Origin of the sequence: Chitinophaga nivalis (assembly GCF_025989125.1) — a bacterium.
GTDB lineage: Bacteria > Bacteroidota > Bacteroidia > Chitinophagales > Chitinophagaceae > Chitinophaga > Chitinophaga nivalis.
Window position 1 is genome coordinate 1886254 of the sequence record NZ_JAPDNR010000001.1, and the last position, 22799, is coordinate 1909052.

Genomic DNA, 22799 nt, shown 5'->3' on the forward strand with positions numbered 1-22799 from the left:
TAAGGTCAGTTGTCAAGTAATTCGCGGTACAGTTCTGCTAATCTTTCTCTCAGATAAAGTACTGCATAGCGTTTGCGTGATAATAATGTGTTTACTCCAACACCGGTTTCTTCACTCATTTGTTTGAAGGATTTCCCTTCCAGTTCATGTTGCAGAAATACTTCCCGTTGTTCAGGCGGCAATTCGTCAATGGCCTCCATAATGGTTTCCGACATAATCTTGCGGACCATGGGCGTATCTGCCTGCAGGTTCTCATCCGCCAGCAGTTCCGGGAGGAAGAATACCTCTTCTCCTTCTACTTCGCGAATGTATTCGGCGAAGGGCGTTTCTTTTTTCTTGCGGAACCAGTCGGTGATCCGGTTGCGGGTTACGGCGAACAGCCATCCTGTGATGGAATCTATCTGACTGCCCAGCCGGAGGTATTCGGTAAACTGATAAAAAACATCCTGCAAAATATCCTCTGCATCCGATGCATTGCTCACCCGCTGCCGGATAAAGTGAAGCAGACGTTTACGTTCCTGCTTCACAGTTGCCTGTATGCGCTCGTTTTGCTCTATGGCCATATTGCTATTTGTAAGGAGCAGCTGTTTCATCGTAATAAGGATGACGAAGCTGCGTAAAGGATATTTTATGTACGTAAAAAAAATCGTCCGTAACTTAGGTAAACAGTTCTTTCGTGTATGCATGATCATGCTCATTCACATCCGGCTGTTTTGCAGCCATCCGCTGTAAACCGGGTTTTTGGCTGGGGAATTGGCCTTAATCTGGCTTTTGTGGTCGCTGAATTTATAGCCGGTTTCCTGACGCATTCCCTGGCTTTGTTGTCTGATGCAGGCCATAACCTCAGTGATGTGGCCAGCCTGGCGCTTGCCCTCCTGGCTTTCCGCCTGGCCCGGGTGAAACCGGGGCCCCGGTATACCTACGGCTACCGCAAAAGTACAATTCTTATTTCCCTCCTGAACGCCCTGCTCTTATTGGTGGTGGTAGGCGGCATTGGCTATGGGGCTATCCGTCGTTTTAATACGCCGCATGAAGTCCCGGGAGGTGTTATTGCCGTGGTGGCCGGCATCGGTATTGTCATTAATGGTGTCACCGCCTTGCTGTTTTTCCGGGACCAGGAAAAAGACCTGAATGTAAAAGGCGCCTATCTGCACCTGGTGGCAGATGCGCTGGTGTCGCTGGGTACTGTGATAGCAGGGATCGTCATTATCTATACCGGCTGGAACTGGATAGATCCGCTGATTAGTTTGCTGGTGATGGTCATTATTATATATGGTACCTGGGGATTGTTGCGGGATAGTTTACGGTTGTCGCTGGACGGGGTACCGTCGGGTATTAGTCTGGAGGCTGTGGAAAAGGCGATGGTGGCTGTTGCCGGGGTGAAGTCGGTCGATCATATCCATGTGTGGGCCATCAGTACCACGGAAAATGCATTGACGGCCCAGGTAAAAGTAGATCCGGAACTGGATGCTGCCGGTATTACCACATTAAAAGATGCTTTGCGTCATGAGCTGGAGCACCTGGGTATCCGGCACAGCACCCTGGAAACGGCGTGTTAGCTCTTGGCAATCACAATAAATTTCTCTTTGAAGCTTTCTTCGGGGAAGAGATCATAGATTTTTACCAGCTGTGGTTTAAGGCCACTTTCAGAGATTTCCTGCGCCAGGTCGCCACCTTTCAGGCAGATCAGCCCTTTCTCAAACTGTTTGCCCGGTACAGTGGATTTTTTCAGTACGGGTTTGCTCCAGCGCCACAGGTCTTGTAAAGGCGCTACGGCACGGGATACCACAATATCAAACTTACGGTTCTTGATTTCTTCTACGCGGGAATGTGCAGTAGTAACATTTTTCAGGCCCAGGGCTTCCGCTACGCCTTGTACTACCTTTATTTTTTTACCGATGGAATCTACCAGGTGGAATTTTACTTCCGGAAAGAAGATGGCCAGCGGAATGCCGGGAAATCCGCCACCGGTGCCCAGGTCGAGGATTTGTGTGTCTGGCTGGAAATCCGCAACAGCAGCAATACTCAGGGAATGCAAGATGTGCCGCTCGTACAGTGATTCAATATCTTTACGGGAGATCACATTGATCTTCTCGTTCCATTCTTCATATAATTCTTTCAGGGCTTCAAACTGCGCCAGTTGCGCAGGTGTGAAATCGCTGAAATATTTTAAAATAATTTCCATGCCGCAAAAATAGCTATTCGCTGTAAGCTTTCAGCAGTCCGGATATAAATTTCCGGTGGGTTTACCACCGGTTTTTAGAACGGAAGAATAACGCCGGCGCAAATAACAGGTAATACAACACCATCAGGATGTCCATCAGCCAGCTGAGTTTGAAGAGGTCACTTTCGTCCAGCTTACGCATGGCCAAATAGGTGATCACCGACTGTACCAGCACTTTGGAAGCAAAGATGCCCAGTATATACCAGCGGATAGGCGGTGGAAAAAACAGCGCGCCGATAAAGGCCGGGTAAAAGAGGAAATGGGTAAGGGAGAATAAACCCAGCACAAACTTATGTCCGAAACGATAATGTTTGCCGGTAGACATATGCCGGGTCTTTTGCCGGAACCAGCTGGACCAGCTCATTTTAGGCTCAGAATAGGTGAAGGCCAGTTTATCAATGACTACGCCTACATTCCGGCGGTTGGCAGCTGTATTCACAAACAGGTCATCATCGCCACCGGGAATATGCTGATGGCTGGTAAAACCTTTATGTCTGAAAAACAGTTCTCTTTTATAAGCCAGGTTGCGGCCAACACCCATATAGGGCATACCACTCATGGCAAATGACAGGTGCTGCAGGGCGCCGAAAAAGGTTTCATAGCGGATGATCTTATTCAGTAACCCGGGCTTTTTGTGATAGGCGCCATAGCCCAGCACAATTTCTTTTTCATGACTGAAGCCCTGGCTCATCAAAGACAACCAGTGGGTGCTGCCAGGTTTACAATCAGCGTCTGTCAGCAATACATGGTCGTATTGGGCGCCTTTTAAACCGATGGACAACGGATATTTTTTACCGGGGATGAATTTCGCCGGCTGTTTGATTTCAATCTGACGGTAATGAGGATAACCCCGTTCGATGGAACGCAGGTAATATTTGGTATCATCTTCGGAATTATCATTTACCACAATCACCTCATATTCGGGTTTCATGTGATGATGATACCGCTGCTGTAATACACCCGGCAGGTTCTTCTGCAGGTTCAGCTCTTCGTCTTTGGCGCATATGATCACTGAAAAAGGGCTGTCCGGCGCCTGATCCAGGTCAAATTTACGTTTGTAGAAAGCTACCCGGGAGAAGATAAAAAGAAAGTATATGATCTGTACCCCGGCTACGGCAGCAAAAAAGTATAAGGCAATTTCACCTAGATGGTCAAGCATAATGCTGGCAAAAATATAATAATTTTGTTATCTGTAAAATAATAATAGAAATTAAGAAGGAGGAAAGAAGACGGATCGCCCGGGGCGCAGCAGCAGCTCGTATATGCTGCTTTAAAACGGGTGAGAAAGGGCATCCTGCCGGATTCGTCATTTCTTAATGCTCATTTCAATATCTTTGCGGCCTGAAATTACGACCAGTGGATTTTGAACTGATAACTACAGATAGCGGCAGCAATGCCAGGGCAGGTAAAGTAACCACCGCCCATGGGGAGATAGAAACCCCTATTTTTATGCCGGTAGGTACCGTGGGCAGTGTAAAGGCTGTTACCCAGGACCAGCTGCGCGATGCTGTGCAGGCACAAATCATTCTCGGCAATACTTATCATTTATATTTAAGACCCGGCCTGGAAGTATTGTCGCTGGCCGGCGGACTGCATAAATTCAACGGGTGGGACCGGCCTATCCTGACAGATAGCGGGGGATACCAGGTGTTTTCCCTGGCAGCCAACCGTAAAATCAAGGAAGAGGGTGTGGTGTTTCAATCCCACATCGATGGTTCCCGCCATCTTTTCACCCCTGAAAATGTAATGGATATCCAGCGTACCATCGGAGCCGATATTATTATGGCCTTTGATGAATGTCCGCCTTATCCTTCCGAATACAGGTATGCCCGTAAGTCGATGGAGCTGACCCACCGCTGGCTGGACCGCTGTATCCAGCGCCTGGCTGATACCCAGCCTGCCTATGGTCATGAACAAACGTTGTTCCCGATTGTACAGGGCAGCACCTATAAAGATCTCCGTAAAGCTTCTGCCGAATACATTGCTTCCCGCAACTGCGCCGGTAATGCTATTGGTGGTCTCAGTGTGGGCGAGCCGGAAAACGAAATGTATGAAATGTGTGGGCATGTATGTGAAATACTGCCGGCAGATAAACCCCGTTACCTCATGGGCGTGGGCACTCCCTGGAATATCCTGGAGAATATAGCCCTGGGCATAGATATGTTCGACTGTGTGATGCCAACGCGTAATGGCCGCAACGGTATGCTGTTTACCTGGAATGGCGTGATGAACATCCGCAACAAGAAATGGGCGACCGACTTCACACCAATTGATAGCAACAGCGCCTGTTTCGCTACCAACAGCTATTCCCGCGCTTACCTGCGCCACTTATTTGTAGCCGGAGAAATATTGGGCATGACATTAGCCAGTGTGCATAACCTGGCGTTTTATCTGGAGCTGGTGCAGGAAGCCCGCCGCCAGATCCTTGCAGGCACGTTTTCCACATGGAAAGCCGGCATGGTAAACCAGTTGAAAACACGCCTGTAAAAGTTCGGACTATAAAATAAACTAATATCTTTGGGGTCATGACTAAAATTGACTGGTACATTTTACGCAAGCTCATAGGTACTTTCATTTATTCCCTGATGATATTCCTATTGATTTCTGTGGTGATCGACACTACAGAAAAGGTGGATGATTTTATGAAAAATCATCTGTCGTTACGGGAGATTGTGGTAGACTATTATTTCGGTTTTATACCGCATATCCTGGCGTTACTGTTCCCGTTGTTCATCTTCCTGTCTGTCATCTTTTTTACATCCAAGATGGCCTACCGCTCAGAGATCATCGCGATTCTTTGCGCAGGAGTAAGCTTCCGCCGGTTCCTGCGTCCTTACTGGATCGGAGCTTTTTTATTCGGTGGGGTGCTATGGCTGGCCAACTATTGGGTAGTTCCCAATGCCAACCGTATCCGTACTTCCTTTGAGAATAAATACCTGCATAGTCATGATGACCAGAAATCGCAGTACGATCGTACTACCCGCATAGATAGCTTTACCTATGTGACTTTTGGTTCCTATGATCCGAACTATAGAAGCGGCGGTAACTTTATTCTTCAAACGGTGAAGGGGCAGAACATGGGATTCAAGCTGAAGGCCGACCGTGTCAGCTGGGATTCTACTTCCCAGAAATGGCGCCTGGACTATGTGACCATGCGTACCATGAATGGCCTGAAAGAAGTATGGACCAGTAAGCAAGACACTTTATTAAAGATTCCGCTGGTGCCTAAAGACCTGGTAGATGAGAAAAATCTCCAGGAAGCGATGACCACTCCTGACCTGAGAAAATATATCCAGCGGGAAGCGATTCGTGGCGCAGAAGGATTAAATATCTACTGGGTGGAATATTACCGGCGTACAGCGGCTGCTGCCGCAGTGGTGGTACTTACCCTCATTGGTGGTATTATTGCTGCCAAAAAGGTGAGAGGAGGTAGTGGATTGCATCTGGCATTGGGAATTGTGATCAGCGCATGTTATATCATATTCCTGCAGTTTACCACAGTGTTTTCTGTAAAAGCAGACCTGAACCCGATTATTGCCGTGTGGATTCCGAATGTTATTTTCGGTGGACTGGCCTTCTATCTGTATCTCAAAGCGCCTAAATAATAACCGGTTTTGTAAAGCAGGTTAAGCATATTCATGAACCCGGAGCGGAATGATTTTCCCCTCCGGGTTTATTCATTTTCAACCCTTCGCGATGGCATGATAAATTGCTTCTTTTTCTTTTTGGAGAGATCATTCTTTCAATATTTTCAATTCATTCTGAAAAAATTTACATTTCTTTAACGTGGAATAAATAGTATATAATGAGCATTATTAAATGATTAATATACAGTATGATGTGGCTATTTTAACCCTATAGACTCTCTTGTCTGTTTTTACTTTTTAGCCGGTTAACAAGGCATTAAATACCACGAAAGGGTGGTAACTTCGTTAACAAATCATTACTTTTGACTATTGATCGATTTTGTTTTCATTTTTATAAACAATAGCAGTAAAATGGGGTACATAAAAGAAAAATTCAAGGTTAAAACAGATGAAGTTAACGTTGAAGTAAAAGAACTGGTGAAGAACCACGGCACAAAGAAGATTGACGACGTAACGATTGCACAGGTTTACCAGGGGATGCGTGGCATTACCGGACTGGTAACAGAAACTTCTTTACTGGATGCCAATGAAGGAATTCGTTTTCGCGGTTATTCAATACCTGAATTGAGTGAACTGTTACCGAAAGCACAGAACGGAGCAGAACCATTACCGGAGGGCTTATTTTACCTGATGCTGATGGGAGAGTTACCAACAGAAGCAGATGTACAATATCTTTCCAGTATGTGGGGGCGCCGCTCACATGTACCCAACCATGTATTTGCTGCTATTGAAGCGCTGCCGATCACTACGCACCCAATGACTATGTTTACCGTAGGTATTATGGCACTGCAGACAGAATCTTCTTTTGCACATGCCTATGCCGAAGGAATTAATAAAAAAGATTACTGGAGCTACACCTATGAGGATACCATGAACCTCATTGCCCGTCTGCCCCGCATTGCTGCCTATATCTACCGTCGTAAATATAAAGGCGGCCAGCATATACAGCCTAACGGCATGCTGGACTGGGCAGGTAACTTTGCGCACATGCTGGGTTACTCCGACGAAGGTTTCAAAGAACTGATGCGTTTATACATGACCATTCACGCCGATCACGAAGGTGGTAACGTGAGTGCACATACGACGCACCTGGTAGGTTCTGCCCTCAGCGATGCCTATCTGTCATTTGCTGCAGGTATGAACGGTCTGGCAGGTCCTTTACACGGCCTCGCTAACCAGGAAGTGATCAAATGGATTCTCAGTATGAGAGAAGAACTGGGTGGCGGTACGCCAACCAAAGACCAGATCGCTGCATACGTGAAGAAAACACTGTCTGATGGAAAAGTAGTACCAGGTTATGGCCACGCCGTACTGCGTAAAACTGATCCACGCTTCACCGCGCAGATGGAATTTGCAAAAAAACACCTGCCTAACGACGAACTGGTGAACATCGTGTGGAACGTATATGAAACGGTACCACCAATCCTGCAGGATCTCGGTAAAGTGAAAAACCCATGGCCTAACGTAGATGCACACTCCGGTGCATTGCTCGTTCACTACGGCATGGTAGAATACGAATTCTATACTGTATTGTTTGGTGTATCCCGTGCACTCGGTGTACTGGCTTCCCTGTGTTGGGACAGAGCACTGGGCCTCTCTCTGGAAAGACCTAAATCTGTTACCACCGAATGGATGAAACAATTTGTAGAAGGTAAAGTAGATGCCATTACAGAATAGTAACTGCCTTTCATAGCAGTCATACCATACGTAATTACGCATTGTATAACAGATCGAAGCGAATGATTTTCACTTACATCTGTTGTACAATGCGTAATTTTTTATTGGTAATTTGTAATTATTTTTGCCCAAAAAAAAGCCCATTTCCACATATACACCCATATTATCCAATCCGATAGAATACCTGAAAGGCGTAGGTCCGCAACGGGGAGAGCTGCTTCGCAAAGAAATTAAAATACATACTTTCGGCGACCTGCTGCAATACTTTCCTTTCCGGTACGTAGACCGTTCCAGCATTGATACCATTGCTTCCCTGAGTGGTTACGAAGACTTTGTGCAGATCCGCGGAAAGATCATCCGTATGGAAATAGTAGGAGAGAACAGAGGTAAAAGACTGGTCGCCACTTTTAAAGACGATACCGGCGTTATTGACCTGGTATGGTTTCAGGGCTGGCAGTGGATGCAGAAAGCACTCCGCGAAAATGTAGGATACCTGGTATTTGGACGCATCTCCGTATTCAATGGGGTAGCGCAGTTGGCCCATCCGGAAATGGACCTGCTCACAGAAGAAATTGCCACCGGCAAACAATTCCTGGAACCGGTATACTATACCACCGAAAAACTGAAAGCACGAGGACTAACGGGAAAGGCTATCGGAAAATTGACGAAAGCCCTGCTGGAACAGATGTCGCCCCTGGAAGTCCGGGAAAATATACCGGTAGACATCCTGCAGCAATACCGCCTCCTGCCACGATCATTAGCTTATTTCAAAATACACCTGCCCGGAAATGAAGAAGAATTTCGTCAGGCACAGCGCCGCTTGAAATTTGAAGAACTCTTCATAGCCCAGATACGGATCTGCCGTTTGAAGCTAAAAAGGCATAAAGTGTCGCATGGATACGTGTTTGGCGCCGTAGGTACGGCCTTCAATGAATTTTATAATAACCACCTGCCATTTGCCCTCACCGGCGCCCAGAAAAGGGTGCTGCGGGAAATCAGGATGGATACAGTTAACGGGCGGCAAATGAACCGCCTGCTGCAGGGAGATGTAGGCAGCGGCAAAACCATGGTGGCTTTACTCACCATGCTGCTGGCCATGGACAACGGTTTCCAGGCCTGCCTCATGGCGCCTACAGAAATCCTGGCGCAGCAACATTTTAAAGGGATCTCCGAACTGCTACAACGCATGGAAGTAGGCGTAGCCCTGCTGACCGGCAGTGTCAAAGGGAAAGCCCGTAAACAAATACTGGCGGGTATCGCCGATGGCAGCATCCACTTCCTCATTGGTACACATGCCCTCCTGGAAAAAGAGGTCGCCTTTAAAAACCTCGGCATGGCCATCGTAGATGAGCAGCATCGTTTTGGGGTGGCACAACGGGCGCGCCTGTGGGAAAAGAACAATATTCCGCCGCATATCCTCGTGATGACGGCTACCCCGATACCCCGTACACTGGCAATGACCATTTACGGCGATCTGGACGTATCCGTGATCGATGAAATGCCGCCGGGACGTAAACCGATTACCACCGTACACCGCACAGAGTACCAGCGGCCACAGGTGATGGACTTCATCAAGGAAGAAGTGAAAAAAGGCCGGCAGGCCTATATCGTTTATCCGTTGATTGAAGATTCGGAAAAGCTGGATTATGAAAACCTCATGAAAGGATATGAAGAGGTAAAAGCTTTTTTCCCGGAACCGCAATACTATATCAGTATGGTACATGGCCGGCAGCCGGCAGATATGCGGGAAACCAACATGCAGCGTTTTGTATCCGGTGATACCAATATAATGGTGGCTACCACTGTGATTGAGGTAGGGGTAAATGTACCCAATGCTTCGGTGATGGTGATAGAAAGTACCGAACGTTTCGGACTGTCCCAGTTGCACCAGTTGCGCGGCCGGGTAGGCCGGGGGGCGGAGCAGTCTTTCTGTATCCTGATGACAGGCAACAAACTGAGCCAGGATTCGAAAGAACGAATTAATGTAATGGTACAAACCAACAACGGTTTTATCATCTCCGAGAAAGATATGGAACTCCGCGGACCCGGTGATATTGAAGGCACCCGGCAAAGTGGTATCCTGGATTTTAAGCTGGCGGATATCGTCAATGACAAAGCCATACTGGATGCCGCCCGGGCCAGCGCAGAAAAGATTCTGGAAGCAGATACGGACCTGGTACTGCCGGAACACCAGGGACTGAAAGATTTTTTAACGGCCCAGCGAGGGAAATCAGTGTGGAGTAAAATTTCCTGACCCGTTTTGCGTTTATTAATTAATGCACCCGTTATCCTGATAGGAACCCAGGCGATGTGCGCGAACTGCGGTGTTATTATGAACTGTCCCGTAACAATTTAACAAGCTTCTGCGTTTATAGTATTATATTAGTTTATTAAGAATAAAATAAATCTGATCCCGTTGAAATTTACCTTCCCGACTGGCCTTATTGGAATGATCATCTTCCTTTTTTCCGGACATCTTGCCCAGGCGCAGCAATATACCAACTACACACCACTGAATTTCATCGAAAATAAAGGACAATGGGAGAAAGAAGTGCTGTATAAAACAGAACTGAATGGTGCTTCCATCTACCTGAAAAACACGGGGTTTACCTTCCTGATGTATAGCCTGGATGATGTGAACGCCTTAAATGAATATATACACGGTCACTCCCATAGTAACGATACTATATTGGTGCCCAGAAATAAAGCCACGGCAAAACAGGGTAGCAAACCACCTCCCCGCCCGGCTTTTATGCCGGATGTAAGAGGGCATGCCTTTAACCTTACTTTCCTGAACGCCAATCCCAATGCGCTGATACAGGCAGAGAAAGAACAGGAAACTGTGAATAATTACTTTATCGGCAATGATAAAAGTAAATGGGCGGCCGGTGTAAAATCTTTCCAGGGTGTAAATTATACTGCTATCTACCCCGGCATTGATGCACATGTGTATTCGGAAGCTTCCAAACTGAAATATGATCTCATTATACATCCCGGCGCCAACCCCGATAACATTCAGATACAATATGATGGGGCTTCCGGTATGGAAATAAAAAAAGGACAACTGTATGTGCATACTTCCGTAGGAGATCTGATAGAACAGGTCCCTTATGCGTATCAATATATCAACGAACAACGGGTGTCTGTAAAAGTAACTTACCGCTTAAACGGTACCCGGTTGGGATTCCGTGTTTCCGGTGAGTATAACCCGGCTTACCCGCTGGTAATAGATCCGGTATATGTATTCTCCACCGTTTCCGGCGCCCGTTCTGATAACTGGGGCTTTACTGCTACCTACGACGATGCCGGTAACTTTTACGGTGGCGGGATTGTATTCGGAGATGCCTATCCGGTTACGCCAGGTGTAAAACAAAGTGTTTACGGTGGTGGCAGATATGATATTGCCATCTCCAAGTTTTCTGCCAACGGTACCCGCCTTTTATATGCCACTTTCCTGGGGGGAGATGGATTGGATCAGCCACATAGCTTGTTTGTGGACCAGGAGAGAAACCTGGTTATTTCAGGTCGTACAAACTCCAGTAATTATCCGCATGATGTGTCAGTCGGAAACCGGGGTGGATGGGATATGGTGGTAACCAAACTGAATGCAACCGGTTCCGCGCTCATTGGCTCTATGGTGATAGGTGGTAGTGCAGACGATGGGGTGAACATGAGAGATAAGCGTGACGGGGGCGGATGGGTACTGTTACGTAACTACGGCGATGATGCACGTAGCGAGGTAGTGGTGGATAATGCCGGTTATATCTATGTCGCCGGGTGTACCCGCTCTACCGATTTTCCGGTAACGGGTGATGTATTCCAGCCTGCCAGCGGAGGTTCACAGGATGGGGTGGTGATTAAAATAAATCCCATGTGCAAAGGAGTGGTATGGTCCAGTTACCTGGGTGGCTCAGGTGAGGATGCTGCTTATGTACTGGCACTGAACGGACTCAATACCCTATATGTGGCAGGAGGAACGGCCAGCGGTAATTTCCCGATAAAGGGAGCGACCATGTATCCTGCTTATCGCGGTGGTACCTGTGACGGATTTGTTGCGCATATTTCCAACGATGGCAAAACCATTTTACAATCTACTTATCTGGGTTCCAACAACGAAGCCGCAGATCAGATATACGGCATTCAGCTCGACAAAAACGGGAATGTATATGTGATGGGGACCACCGAAGGCGCCTGGCCAATCATGCAGCCCGCCGGTGCCCGCACTTTCTATAATGATAACGGATTACAGTTTATCTCCAAACTGAAACCGGATCTTTCTGGTTTCATCTACTCTACTACTTTTGGCAGATCACGTAATCAGGTAAATACCCCCAATATTTCCCCGATTGCTTTCCTGGTAGATCGTTGTGAAAACGTGTATGTATCCGGCTGGGGAGGAGGCATCAACGTTTCTTCCGGATATCCTAATTCCGGTACAACAGGTATGCGGGTGAAAAATCCCCTGCAGGCATCTACAGACGGGATGGACTTTTACTTCTTTGTATTACAGCGCGACGCGACAGATATTTTGTTCGGCAGTTATTTTGGTGGCTCTGGTTTGTATGAACATGTGGATGGAGGTACCAGCCGTTTTGACCGCAATGGGGTTATTTACCAGGGCATCTGCGCATGGTGTAATGTGCGGGATGGTTTCAAACCCCGTTATCCTACTACGCCGGGTGCTTATTCCAGTACGCCGCCGCCATTATGTAATTTCGGCGCATTGAAAATTGCCTTTAACCTGGATGGGGTAAAAGCAGGGATCAAAACCCTTGACCGCCGCAAAAATTATTGTGTACCGGATACTGTCACTTTTGTAGATACGACCCGCTTGCCGGCAGAAAGATGGGAGTGGGATTTCGGAGACGGATCTCCGATCGTAGTGGGACGAGATACCGTGAAGCACGTATATACGAAGGTGGGAACTTTCACGGTAAAGCTGACGAAATATGATGCCGCCAGCTGTAATGGTAACGATGTGGCCTATACGGAAGTGAAACTGGGTACCAACAAGGCTACGCTTTCCTTTACCGGCGCCCGGCAGCTGCCCTGTGAAGCACTGACGTATATCTTTGAAAATAATTCGGAACCCAGGAGTCAGTTTACAGATAAGTCTTTCATTTTTGATCTGGGAGACGGAACGCCACCGCAAACGGTGGGGCCATCCAAATTCCCGTATAAACACAGCTTCAAGACAGCAGGAATCTATAATGTAAGCCTCACTTTAGTGGATGAGAATTTCTGTAATGCGCCGCAGACAGAAACGATTCCATTACGTGTAGCCGTGAACGTAACTGCGCTGTTTAATATGCCGGATACTGTCTGTGTGGGAACAGAACTGAAAATGGATAACGTTACCCTGGGTGGCGAAAAGTTCTTCTGGACCTTCGGGGATGATGGTAGTACTTCCACAGATCCATATCCGCTGCATACCTTTAATAAGGTGGGCACATTTGATATCAAGCTGGTGGTACATGACCTCAATACCTGTAATAAAAAAGACAGTATTACCAAGAAGATAACCGTAGCGGCTTTACCTAAAGTAGATTTTGATTTCACACCGGAGAAGCCGGTAGAAAATACCCCGATTACTTTCTTTAACAGATCGGAAGGAGCAGTGGCGCACCTGTGGAACTTTGGTGATGGGGATACTACGTCCGTCGCTAATCCGCAGCACCAGTATCTGAGAAGCGGTAACTATAACGTATGTCTGACCAGTACCAATAAAGAAGGTTGTACAGAAACTGCCTGTAAACCGGTCAGTGCGATTGTAGTGCCTTTATTTGATGTACCTTCTGCGTTCTCACCAAACAATGACGGGATCAATGATGTATTCTATGTAAAATGTTTTGGTGTGACCCGGTTCAACCTCAAAGTATTTAATCGCTGGGGCCAGCTGGTATTTGAAAGCTCCGACTCCAGAATAGGCTGGGATGGCCGGTTTAATGGAGCCGTGCAGGCCATGGATGCATACGCATATGTTGTAAACATGGAATTTACCGATGGTACCAAAGCCAATAGATCCGGAAGTGTAACCTTGTTAAGATGATGAGCCATGAAGCAGACCGTTAAATTTATCACCTGGCTGGCAATAGGAATGTTTGCTGTTACCCGCGGACAGGCGCAGGATTTGCACTTTTCGCAGTACTTCAACACGCCCTTGCTGACCAATCCGGCCAATACCGGTTTTATACCTGACGGCAATTACCGGATAGGGGTTAATTACCGTAACCAGTGGGCCTCCGTACCGGTGCCTTATAAAACCATGTCGGCATCTGCGGATTTCCAGTTACTGCGCGACAGGCTGGAATATGGCTGGCTGGGCGTAGGAGCTGTGATCCTGCGTGACGTGGCCGGCAGTGGAAACCTCACCTCCACCAAAGTATATGGTTCGGTGGCGTATCATCAGTTACTGGGACAAAGCAGTTTGTTGTCGCTGGGATTTAATGTAGGTACTGCCGGTAAAAGGGTAGATATCACCAAACTTACTTTCGGAGATCAGTGGAACGGTAAATTTTTTGATGCCGGGGTACCTTCTGCAGAGCCTATTGTACAGTCAAAAGTGAATTATTTTGACTTGCAGGCAGGCATGAACTATGCCTATTTCCCCACTGAAAATATTTATATCAATGCGGGTGTTTCCGTACAGCATATCAATAAGCCAAGGGAAACTTTTTATGCCGGCAATAATATCATTGACCGGCGGTATATCGGGTTCCTGAATGCCAGTATCAAGATGAGTGATAAGGTGATCATCAATCCCAGTGCCTATTATGCCCGGCAGGCTGCTGCGCAGGAAATTGTATTGGGGATGAATGCCGCCTATAACCTGTCTGGCGACGGGGTACAGCAGCTGCATGGCGGGATATATTACCGGGCCAAAGATGCCGCCATCTTCCTGGTAGGATATCAGCTCAATAATGTGAAGCTGATGTTCAACTATGATATCACTACTTCTACATTGGCTTCCTCCAATAACCGGCGGGGAGCTTATGAAATAGGAATTGTTTATACAGGACTCTATCCAAACTGGAGTTTTAACAATGCAAAAAAATCTACGATCTGCCCATCTTTTTAAATCAGCCGGTATAACCACCTGACCGGCTTTATGATTATTTTTGTTACATGACTACGTTTAATAAAGTAACTGCCGCCCATATTGCGGCATTACGTGAAATTGCCGGTGTCGCTTATGTACTGGCCGATGAAGAAAACAGGGATCGTTATGCCCGGGATGAAACGGAAGACCTGCATTATATGCCGGAGGTAGTAGTAAAACCGGATACAACGGAACAGGTCAGCCAGATCATGCAACTGTGTAACCGGGAATTGCTGCCGGTCACGCCCCGTGGCGGTGGTACCGGTTTAAGTGGAGGCGCCCTGCCGCAATATGGCGGGGTACTGATTTCCATGGAGCGCTTTAATCGTATTATACAGATTGATGAAAGAAACCTGCAGGTAACTACAGAGCCGGGAGTGATCACGGAAGTGCTGCAGATGGCGGTGAAAGAAAAGGGCTTGTTTTATCCGCCTGACCCCAGCAGCCGGGGTACTTGTTTCATCGGCGGAAATATTGCTGAAAATTCAGGAGGGCCAAAGGCCGTGAAATATGGGGTGGTAAAGGATTATGTCCTGAACCTGGAAATGGTGTTGCCTACCGGTGAAGTGATCTGGACCGGCGCCAACGTGTTGAAAAATGCCACCGGATATAACCTGACCCAGTTGGTGGTAGGTAGTGAAGGCACGCTGGGCATTGTTACTAAAATTGTATTACGGCTCATACCGGCGCCCAAACACGATTTGCTGATGCTGGTACCTTTCCGGTCGGCAGAAAGTGCCTGTGCGGCGGTGAGTGCCATTTTCCGCGCCGGGTATGTTCCGTCCGCCATGGAGTTTATGGAGCGGGATGCGCTGGAGTGGGTATCGCAATATGTACAGGGATCTACTGTTACTATCGCCGACGATATTCAGGCACACCTGCTGATAGAAACAGATGGCAATTATCCCGAAGTGCTGATGCAGGAAATGGAAGGGATAGCCGGTGTGGTGGAAGGTTTTGATGTAGGAGAAATTTTGTTTGCAGAAAGTCATCAGCAGAAAGAAGAGCTGTGGAAATTACGCCGGCGTGTAGCCGAAGCCGTTAAGGCGAATTCGGTATATAAAGAAGAAGATACTGTGGTGCCCCGGGCAGAATTACCTTTGCTGCTGAAAGGGGTGAAGGAGATTGGACGGAAATATGGTTTCCACTCGGTTTGTTATGGCCATGCCGGGGATGGTAACCTGCATGTGAACATTATCCGGGGTAGCCTTACGGAAGACCAGTGGAATGGCACGTTGCAGGAGGGGATCCGGGAAATATTCCGGCTGGTAAAACAACTGGGCGGTACGATTTCCGGTGAACACGGCATTGGGCTGGTACAGAAGAATTATATGGATATCATCTTTGATGAAACTTCCATGAGGCTGATGAAACAAATAAAACAGATATTTGACCCGAATCATATCCTCAACCGGGGCAAGATATTTGATAACTGAATGTTCAATCCTGCTAAACATTAAATTTAATAAACCAGATATGAAACGCTTGTTAATATGCTTTTTTTTCCTGGCTGGGGTGCAGCTGGCGCATGCACAGTATTATAAAACAGATACGTCTGCGCATAAAGGTTTTGACCGTTCACGGCTGATCCTGGGAGGCTCACTGGGCGCAGTATTTGGCGATTATACCAATGTGGAAATCTCTCCGTTGGTAGGATACCGTTTCAACGACTATATTGCTGCCGGTGTGAATGTCAATGCACAGTATGGTCAGTACCGGTTACGGGATTATAATGGCCGTACCCTGCAGCGGGAGAAGTATACCATCTTTGGTGGCGGTGTCTGGGGCCGGGTATATCCGTTGCCGATGCTGTTTATTCACGTGCAGCCGGAGTATAACTGGATCTCTCAGAATACCACTGTTTACAATACCGATGACCGCAAGAACAGCTGGAAAAGTAACTATGGTGCTACCAGCCTGTTGCTGGGTGCAGGTTACACCCAAAGTGTAGGCGGCCGGGTAGGTGTTGGTATTTCCATCCTGTATGATGTATTGCAGGATAGCAATTCCCCTTACCGCAGTAACCTGATTTACAGAATAGGCGCGGGTATAGGCTTCTAGCCTGAACTGCCTGCGCGGTTTATATCATTACATTACGCACCTCCCTGCAGCGGATTATTTCGTGTCGCTTCCGGTAGGTGCGTAATGTTTTTTTATGCCCGGACAATATTAACCGGATGTTAAATGTTTATAAATGCTAAACTTTATTTTACATACTTCCTATCTTTGCCCCAGCATTATTAAAAAACAAAGATCTGATGGGAATACAGTTAGCCGTTTTCGACATTGCAGGTACCACCCTGCACGATGAATCCAACGTAGCCTTGGTATTACAACAAACCCTGCAACTGGCCGGTGTATCCGTTACCATAGCCGAAGTAAATGAGGTGATGGGATATGCCAAACCGTACGCGATCCGCTACCTGTTGCAGCAGAAACAAAACAACCGGTATAACGACGAAGCGTATGTACAGGAACTGCACACCCGCTTTGTAACCGATATGAAAGCGCATTACGCTGATCATCCGGCCATCCGTGAAAAAGAAGGGGTATCTGCTGTTTTTGCCGCCCTGCAGCAAAGAGGCATCAAAGTAGCGCTGGACACTGGTTTCGACAGAGAGATCACCAACGTAATCCTGGAAAGAGTAGGATGGGTAAAACAAGGACTGGTCAATGCGGTGGCTACCAGCGATGAAGTTACCTACGGTCGTCCTTATCCGTATATGATTTACCGTATTATGCAGGAGCTGGAAATCTGTAGTATAGATACCGTCGCTAAAATAGGCGATACGGTTTCTGACCTGGAAGAAGGTACCAATGCCGGTTGCCGCTATGTAGTAGGCGTTACCACCGGCGCCTATACCCGGGAAGAACTGGCAAAAGGGCCGCACACCCACCTGGTGGCTAACCTCGACGAACTACTCAACATTTTTTAATCTTACTCATATTTGCTTCTCATGCAACAACAACAGGCAGACGTGGCTGTAATAGGCGCCGGCATAGCGGGTTTGGCTATGGCGTATCACCTGGCAGCCAAAGGGAAAAAAGTAGTTTTATTTGAACGGAACAGTAAAGCCATCAGTGCCTCTATCCGCAATTTCGGCCTGGTATGGCCTATCGGGCAAACAGCGGGTAAGATGTACGAACGCGCCATGAACAGCCGTCGTACCTGGAAAGAACTGGCTGCCGCAACGGGACTGCAATGTCAGGAAACCGGTTCGCTGCATCTCGTTTATGAGGAAGATGAACTGGCCGTACTGGAAGAATTTGTACAGGCAGCACCTGCCAACGGATATGCCTGTGAACTGATAGCACCGGCGCAGATAGGAAAATATACACAAGCTATCAAAACTGCCGGATTAAAAGGAGCGATGTGGAGTGATACCGAAATGACGGTAAACCCACGCCAGGCCAGTGCTGCCATTGCAGCCTACCTGGGTGAGCAGCTGAATGTTACCCTGCGTTTTGGCACAGCAGTGAATGGTATCAATATGCCGTTTATTGAAACAAGGGAAGAAAAATGGAAAGTGGAAGAAGTGTTTGTATGTAGTGGCGCAGATTTTGAAACCCTTTACCCTGCTGATTTTGCAGCAGCTCCCTTGAAGAAGTGCAAGTTGCAGATGATGCGTACGATTCCGCAACCGGGCAACTGGCAACTGGGACCGGCACTTTGTGCAGGCCTCACGTTAACACACTATTCATCCTTTAACAGCTGTAAAACGCTGGTGCCCCTGCAGCAACGTTTTCAACAGGAAATGCCGGAGTATGTGAAATGGGGCATACACCTGCTCATCTCCCAGAATGGCGCCGGTGAACTGACCATAGGCGATTCACACGAATATGGTCCGGACTTCGAACCATTCGATAAAGCATTTATCAATGACCTGATCCTGCAATACATGCATACCTTCCTGGAGGCGCCTGTATATACTATTCAGGAACAATGGCATGGTATCTATCCCAAACTCACCAACGGTGCAACGGAACTGATTTTCTCTCCGGAAAAAAATGTAACTGTGGTGAATGGTTTTGGAGGAGCAGGTATGACACTGGCATTTGGTACGGCAGAAGATATTACCAGACATTTCTAAATCCCGTAAGGGTGTTTCACGAAAAATGCAGCAGACGGTTTTCTAACTGTCTGCTTTTTTTAGGCCCTTACTTAGTGTCAACATGGTAAACTAAAATTAGGTGGTTGCATAAATAATTGATAAATTAAATGCAGATTCACCGTTATGATCAGCCCATGTGTGTTAACGCGATAGTACCCTGCGAAATTTTTTCAGTATTTACTTATTTGATTTTGCCAGCATTAGCAACGTTTCTGCAGCCATGTCTGATAAACAAGGCTGCACGTTCATAACGTGTTAAATGTAAAGCGGGTTTCTTTTAAGTTACCTGCTTTTTTAAATACCTGTATGTATACGGCGGTAAACCAATAATTACATAAATTAGTGGTGTTCTCTCCTGTACAGGAGCGGAAGTATTTATTTGGTATTTAAAACAGCAATTGCATGAATGATAGTTTAAAAAACCTTAAGGAGAGAGACTGGACAGAAACAAGAGCGCATTCCAGCTGGCAAATATTCAAGATCATGGCCGAATTTGTAGATGGTTTTGAGGCATTGGCAAAAATAGGGCCCTGTATATCCATTTTTGGTTCTGCCCGTACTAAACCGGGAAACAAATATTACGACCTGGCACAGGAAATCGCGACCCGGCTGGCAGATGAAGGATTCGGTATTATTACCGGTGGTGGTCCGGGGGTGATGGAAGCTGCGAACAAAGGCGCCCAGGCGGCTCACGGTAAATCTGTAGGCGCCAATATTACTCTCCCGCATGAACAATACCCCAACAATTTTATAGACAAAGACAAAAGCCTCAACTTCGACTACTTCTTCGTACGTAAAGTGATGTTTACCAAATACTCCCAGGGTTTTGTCATGATGCCCGGTGGCTTTGGAACGATGGATGAATTTTTTGAAGTGGCTACGCTGATCCAGACCAAAAAGATGGAAGAAACGCCGATGGTACTGGTAGGACGTGAGTACTGGAGTGGTTTGCTGGATTGGATACGTAACGTAATGATGGAAAAGGAAAGCAATATTAACCCACAGGATCTCGACCTGTTAAAGCTGTTTGATACTGCTGATGAAGTGGTGGAATATTTCCGGGTGTTCTACACCACCAATAAATTAAGACCTAATTTCTGATAAATTACCGCAGACCTGCAGCTGGTCAGCACCCCTTGTGCCTGTAACGGCTATTCCGGGAGAATAAAACACCCCGTAATAACGTTAAGGGATATAGGTGGCTGACCAGCTTTGTGCTGTAAGCATGCTGGTTTTTCCTTAGTTTTGCAGAAATTTTATATATGGAGCTTATACCCACGGTTGTGGAGGCCTATTCAGAGAAGTATACGAGCGGAGAAAGTGACGCAATGTATCGGTTAAACCGGGAAACGCACCTGAAAGTAGAATTACCGCATATGCTGAGTGGTCAGGTACAGGGGCAATTCCTAAGCATGATCAGTCACATGGTACGGCCGCACCGCATCCTGGAAATAGGCACCTACACCGGCTATTCTGCCATCTGTCTGGCAGCAGGGCTGGAACCCGGAGGTATATTGCATACCATAGATGTCAACGAAGAACTGGAAACCCTATGCCATAAGTACTTTGAAGAAACAGGTAATGCAGATAAAATAAAAATGCATATTGGTAAAGCGGCGGATGTAATCCACTCCCTCGATGAAACATTCGACCTGGTGTTCATCGATGCAGATAAAGCCGGCTATGTGCATTACTACGACCTGGTATGGGAAAAGCTGCGCCCAGGTGGTTTTATACTGGCAGATAATGTACTGTATCACGGACAGGTATTATTACCGGAAAGCGAACAGGGCAGCCAGGCCAAAGCCATGATTCGTTTTTGTGAAAAAGTGCTGGCAGATGACCGGGCAGAGCAGGTATTACTGACGCTCCGCGATGGTGTGCTGATGATCAGAAAAAAATAACCCGGACCCATTAAATTCAACGATACATGCAAGTAAGAAAATACTTATTGGTGGTCAGTTTTCTTATTGGCTGCACGCCATTCCTGAAAGCACAGAACATCACTACCCAGCAATATATTGCTACCTATAAAAATGTGGCCATTGAGGAAATGCGCCGCTCAGGCGTACCTGCTGCCATTAAACTGGCCCAGGGGATTGTGGAGACACAGTCCGGCAACGGTACCCTGTGCCTGCAGTCCAATAACCACTTTGGTATTAAATGTAAAAACACCTGGACCGGCAAAACCATCCGTTACGATGATGACGCCCGCCAGGAATGTTTCCGCGTATATGATTCCGCCCGCGAATCCTATAAAGATCATTCCGATTTTTTACGCAGTAATCCCCGTTATGCCTTCCTGTTTCAGTTTGACGGAGATGATTATAAATCCTGGGCCTATGGCCTGAAACAGGCCGGTTATGCCACCAATAAAACCTATCCGCAACAGCTGATCAAGATTATTGAAGAGAATAACCTGCAGCAATATACGCTGATCGCCTTGGGTAAAGCTGCTCCGGAATCGGCTTATACTGAGCCGCCGGTATATGCAGGTAACAACCCGCGTAAACCGGAGACCAAACCCACTACTCCCCGCAATAATGGTGGTTACAATAAACCTGTAGTCATCAATTATCCCAAAGGGGTATTTGAAATCAACGGTCGCCGCGCTATGTATGTAAAAGCCGGTACTTCCCTGATACAACTGGCTGCCCAGCAGGATATCCGGTTACGGAAGCTGGTGCGGTTCAATGATCTGGAAGATGACCGCCCATTGCCTAAAGACATGATCATCTTCCTCCAGAAAAAAAGTAAACGCGGTAATAAAGAATATCACACGGTAGCCAGTGGTGAAAGCATGCACGATATTGCCCAGGCTGAAGGCCTGCAACTCCGGTGGCTGCGTCGCCGCAACAAACTGCATGAAGGAGAAGAGCCGGCCTATGGCCAGCGTCTGAACCTGGAAGGTTATGCAGGCAGCGCGCCTGCGCTGGCAAAAAATAACCGGGTGCTGAGAGAAGAAGATCAGGCCCCGCCGGAAGATTTTTCTCCGCGTAAGGCCATTGAGGATATGAAGGCGGAAACGGCGAAACATAACACTGGTGGTGCAGCTGTGCCTGAAACCAGGCCATCGGCCTCCGGCAGCGGCGTACCGCCGGCCATGGTGGAAGACCTGAAAAAAGTAGGGGAAGTAACCAGCGGCAACCAGCCGGCTCCCAGACCTGCTACACCGCAGCCCCAGCCCGCTCCTTCACAACCGGCGCCAGCACCCGTAGCAGGAGCACAGTACCACGATGTACAACCCAAAGAAACATTGTATGGCATTGCCAGAATGTATAATAAATCTATTACCCAGATACAGGAATGGAATAATTTGCAGGGCTTCGATATTAAAATCGGACAGCGGCTGCTGGTGAATAAGTAAAGGTAAACAGTGATCCTTTTGATGTTTACAATTGTTAAATAAGGAAATGTTAGTGAATATGTCGGTTATCCAGGTGCATGACAAGAAGTTCCAGCCTTATATTGGTGCAGCTGAGCTGCAGCAGCGGATTAAGGAGATGGCAGAACAAATTAATCAGGATATGAAGGACGAGCGCCCGCTCTTCATCGCTATTTTGAATGGCTCATTTATGTTTGCCGCAGATATGTTTAAATATCTGACGATTGATGCAGAAATATCATTTATTAAACTGGCTTCCTATAAAGGAACCAAGTCGACCGGTAATGTGGTGCAGGCAATCGGGTTGGATGAAGACCTGTATGGCCGTACAGTAGTGATACTGGAAGATATTGTGGATACCGGCAGAACACTCAGCCAGTTCCTGCCGCAGCTGGAACATCAGCAGCCTAAGAAGCTGGTGGTAGCCTCCCTGCTGACTAAGCCGGAAGCCATGATACATCCGATCAAAATTGATTATCTCGGTTTTTCTGTACCGGATAAGTTCCTGTTGGGGTATGGACTGGACTATGATGGTCTGGGCCGCAACCTGCCGGAGATTTATCAGCTGGCAGAATAACATCGGATATAAGATGTTGATAAAGTCCGCAGCGGCCTGAAAAGCCGTTTGCGGACTTTATTGCTGTGTGCATTGCAT

Annotated in this window: 18 protein-coding genes; 15 read left to right on the forward strand and 3 right to left on the reverse strand. The window is 47.2% G+C overall.

Translation table 11 applies throughout. The annotated features are described in order from the left end of the window. Positions 1 to 5 precede the first annotated feature (5 nt). Positions 6 to 563, reverse strand: coding sequence for an RNA polymerase sigma factor (locus OL444_RS07800; RefSeq protein WP_264733784.1), 558 nt, complete (start codon positions 561 to 563; stop codon positions 6 to 8). A gap of 117 nt (positions 564 to 680) precedes the next feature. Between OL444_RS07800 and OL444_RS07805 the strand changes: the two genes are divergently transcribed. Then, complete coding sequence (locus OL444_RS07805) at positions 681 to 1559, forward strand: cation diffusion facilitator family transporter (RefSeq protein WP_264733783.1); 879 nt, start codon at positions 681 to 683, stop codon at positions 1557 to 1559. Here the strand turns inward: OL444_RS07805 and rsmG are convergent. Together rsmG and OL444_RS07815 are read right to left on the reverse strand one after the other, a co-directional pair. Then, the gene (gene rsmG / locus OL444_RS07810) at positions 1556 to 2185 is read right to left on the reverse strand and encodes a 16S rRNA (guanine(527)-N(7))-methyltransferase RsmG (protein ID WP_264733782.1); all 630 of its coding nucleotides are present in this window, start codon (positions 2183 to 2185) and stop codon (positions 1556 to 1558) included. The genes OL444_RS07805 and rsmG overlap by 4 nt on opposite strands. Before the next feature lie 61 nt (positions 2186 to 2246). Then, the gene (locus OL444_RS07815) at positions 2247 to 3383 is read right to left on the reverse strand and encodes a glycosyltransferase (RefSeq protein ID WP_264733781.1); all 1137 of its coding nucleotides are present in this window, start codon (positions 3381 to 3383) and stop codon (positions 2247 to 2249) included. Positions 3384 to 3580: 197 nt separating this feature from the next. Between OL444_RS07815 and tgt the strand changes: the two genes are divergently transcribed. The 14 genes from tgt to hpt all read left to right on the forward strand — a co-directional run bounded on the left by tgt (position 3581) and on the right by hpt (position 22721). Next, positions 3581 to 4711, forward strand: coding sequence for a tRNA guanosine(34) transglycosylase Tgt (tgt, locus tag OL444_RS07820; RefSeq protein WP_264733780.1), 1131 nt, complete (start codon positions 3581 to 3583; stop codon positions 4709 to 4711). 38 nt (positions 4712 to 4749) lie between these two features. After that, positions 4750 to 5829, forward strand: a complete 1080-nt coding sequence (locus OL444_RS07825) for an LptF/LptG family permease (RefSeq protein WP_264733779.1) — start codon at positions 4750 to 4752, stop codon at positions 5827 to 5829. Between the two features lie 393 nt (positions 5830 to 6222). Continuing rightward, the gene (locus OL444_RS07830) at positions 6223 to 7548 is read left to right on the forward strand and encodes a citrate (Si)-synthase, eukaryotic (RefSeq protein ID WP_264733778.1); all 1326 of its coding nucleotides are present in this window, start codon (positions 6223 to 6225) and stop codon (positions 7546 to 7548) included. 124 nt (positions 7549 to 7672) lie between these two features. Beyond that, positions 7673 to 9802 carry an ATP-dependent DNA helicase RecG gene (gene recG / locus OL444_RS07835; protein WP_264733777.1) on the forward strand — a complete coding sequence of 710 codons (2130 nt, stop codon included), beginning with the start codon at positions 7673 to 7675 and terminating at the stop codon, positions 9800 to 9802. Positions 9803 to 9964: 162 nt separating this feature from the next. After that, positions 9965 to 13597 carry a DUF7948 domain-containing protein gene (locus OL444_RS07840; protein ID WP_264733776.1) on the forward strand — a complete coding sequence of 1211 codons (3633 nt, stop codon included), beginning with the start codon at positions 9965 to 9967 and terminating at the stop codon, positions 13595 to 13597. 6 nt (positions 13598 to 13603) lie between these two features. Further along, positions 13604 to 14626: a PorP/SprF family type IX secretion system membrane protein gene (locus OL444_RS07845; RefSeq protein ID WP_264733775.1), complete on the forward strand. Its 1023-nt coding sequence runs from the start codon at positions 13604 to 13606 to the stop codon at positions 14624 to 14626. 47 nt (positions 14627 to 14673) lie between these two features. Then, positions 14674 to 16083, forward strand: coding sequence for an FAD-binding oxidoreductase (locus OL444_RS07850; RefSeq protein WP_264733774.1), 1410 nt, complete (start codon positions 14674 to 14676; stop codon positions 16081 to 16083). Positions 16084 to 16123: 40 nt separating this feature from the next. Further along, entirely contained in the window at positions 16124 to 16708 is a 585-nt protein-coding gene (locus tag OL444_RS07855; protein WP_264733773.1) for a hypothetical protein, read from the forward strand. A 197-nt stretch (positions 16709 to 16905) separates the two neighbouring features. Further along, the gene (locus tag OL444_RS07860; protein ID WP_264733772.1) at positions 16906 to 17583 is read left to right on the forward strand and encodes an HAD family hydrolase; all 678 of its coding nucleotides are present in this window, start codon (positions 16906 to 16908) and stop codon (positions 17581 to 17583) included. Positions 17584 to 17604: 21 nt separating this feature from the next. After that, positions 17605 to 18738 (forward strand): TIGR03364 family FAD-dependent oxidoreductase, encoded by a 1134-nt coding sequence (locus OL444_RS07865; protein WP_264733771.1) that lies wholly within the window; start codon positions 17605 to 17607, stop codon positions 18736 to 18738. Positions 18739 to 19161: 423 nt separating this feature from the next. Further along, positions 19162 to 19860, forward strand: coding sequence for an LOG family protein (locus tag OL444_RS07870; protein WP_264733770.1), 699 nt, complete (start codon positions 19162 to 19164; stop codon positions 19858 to 19860). Positions 19861 to 20021: 161 nt separating this feature from the next. Continuing rightward, positions 20022 to 20663, forward strand: coding sequence for an O-methyltransferase (locus OL444_RS07875; RefSeq protein ID WP_264733769.1), 642 nt, complete (start codon positions 20022 to 20024; stop codon positions 20661 to 20663). Between the two features lie 26 nt (positions 20664 to 20689). Next, positions 20690 to 22126, forward strand: coding sequence for a glucosaminidase domain-containing protein (locus OL444_RS07880; RefSeq protein ID WP_264733768.1), 1437 nt, complete (start codon positions 20690 to 20692; stop codon positions 22124 to 22126). A 58-nt stretch (positions 22127 to 22184) separates the two neighbouring features. Beyond that, positions 22185 to 22721, forward strand: a complete 537-nt coding sequence (gene hpt, locus OL444_RS07885) for a hypoxanthine phosphoribosyltransferase (RefSeq protein WP_264733767.1) — start codon at positions 22185 to 22187, stop codon at positions 22719 to 22721. The last annotated feature ends 78 nt before the right edge of the window (positions 22722 to 22799 follow it).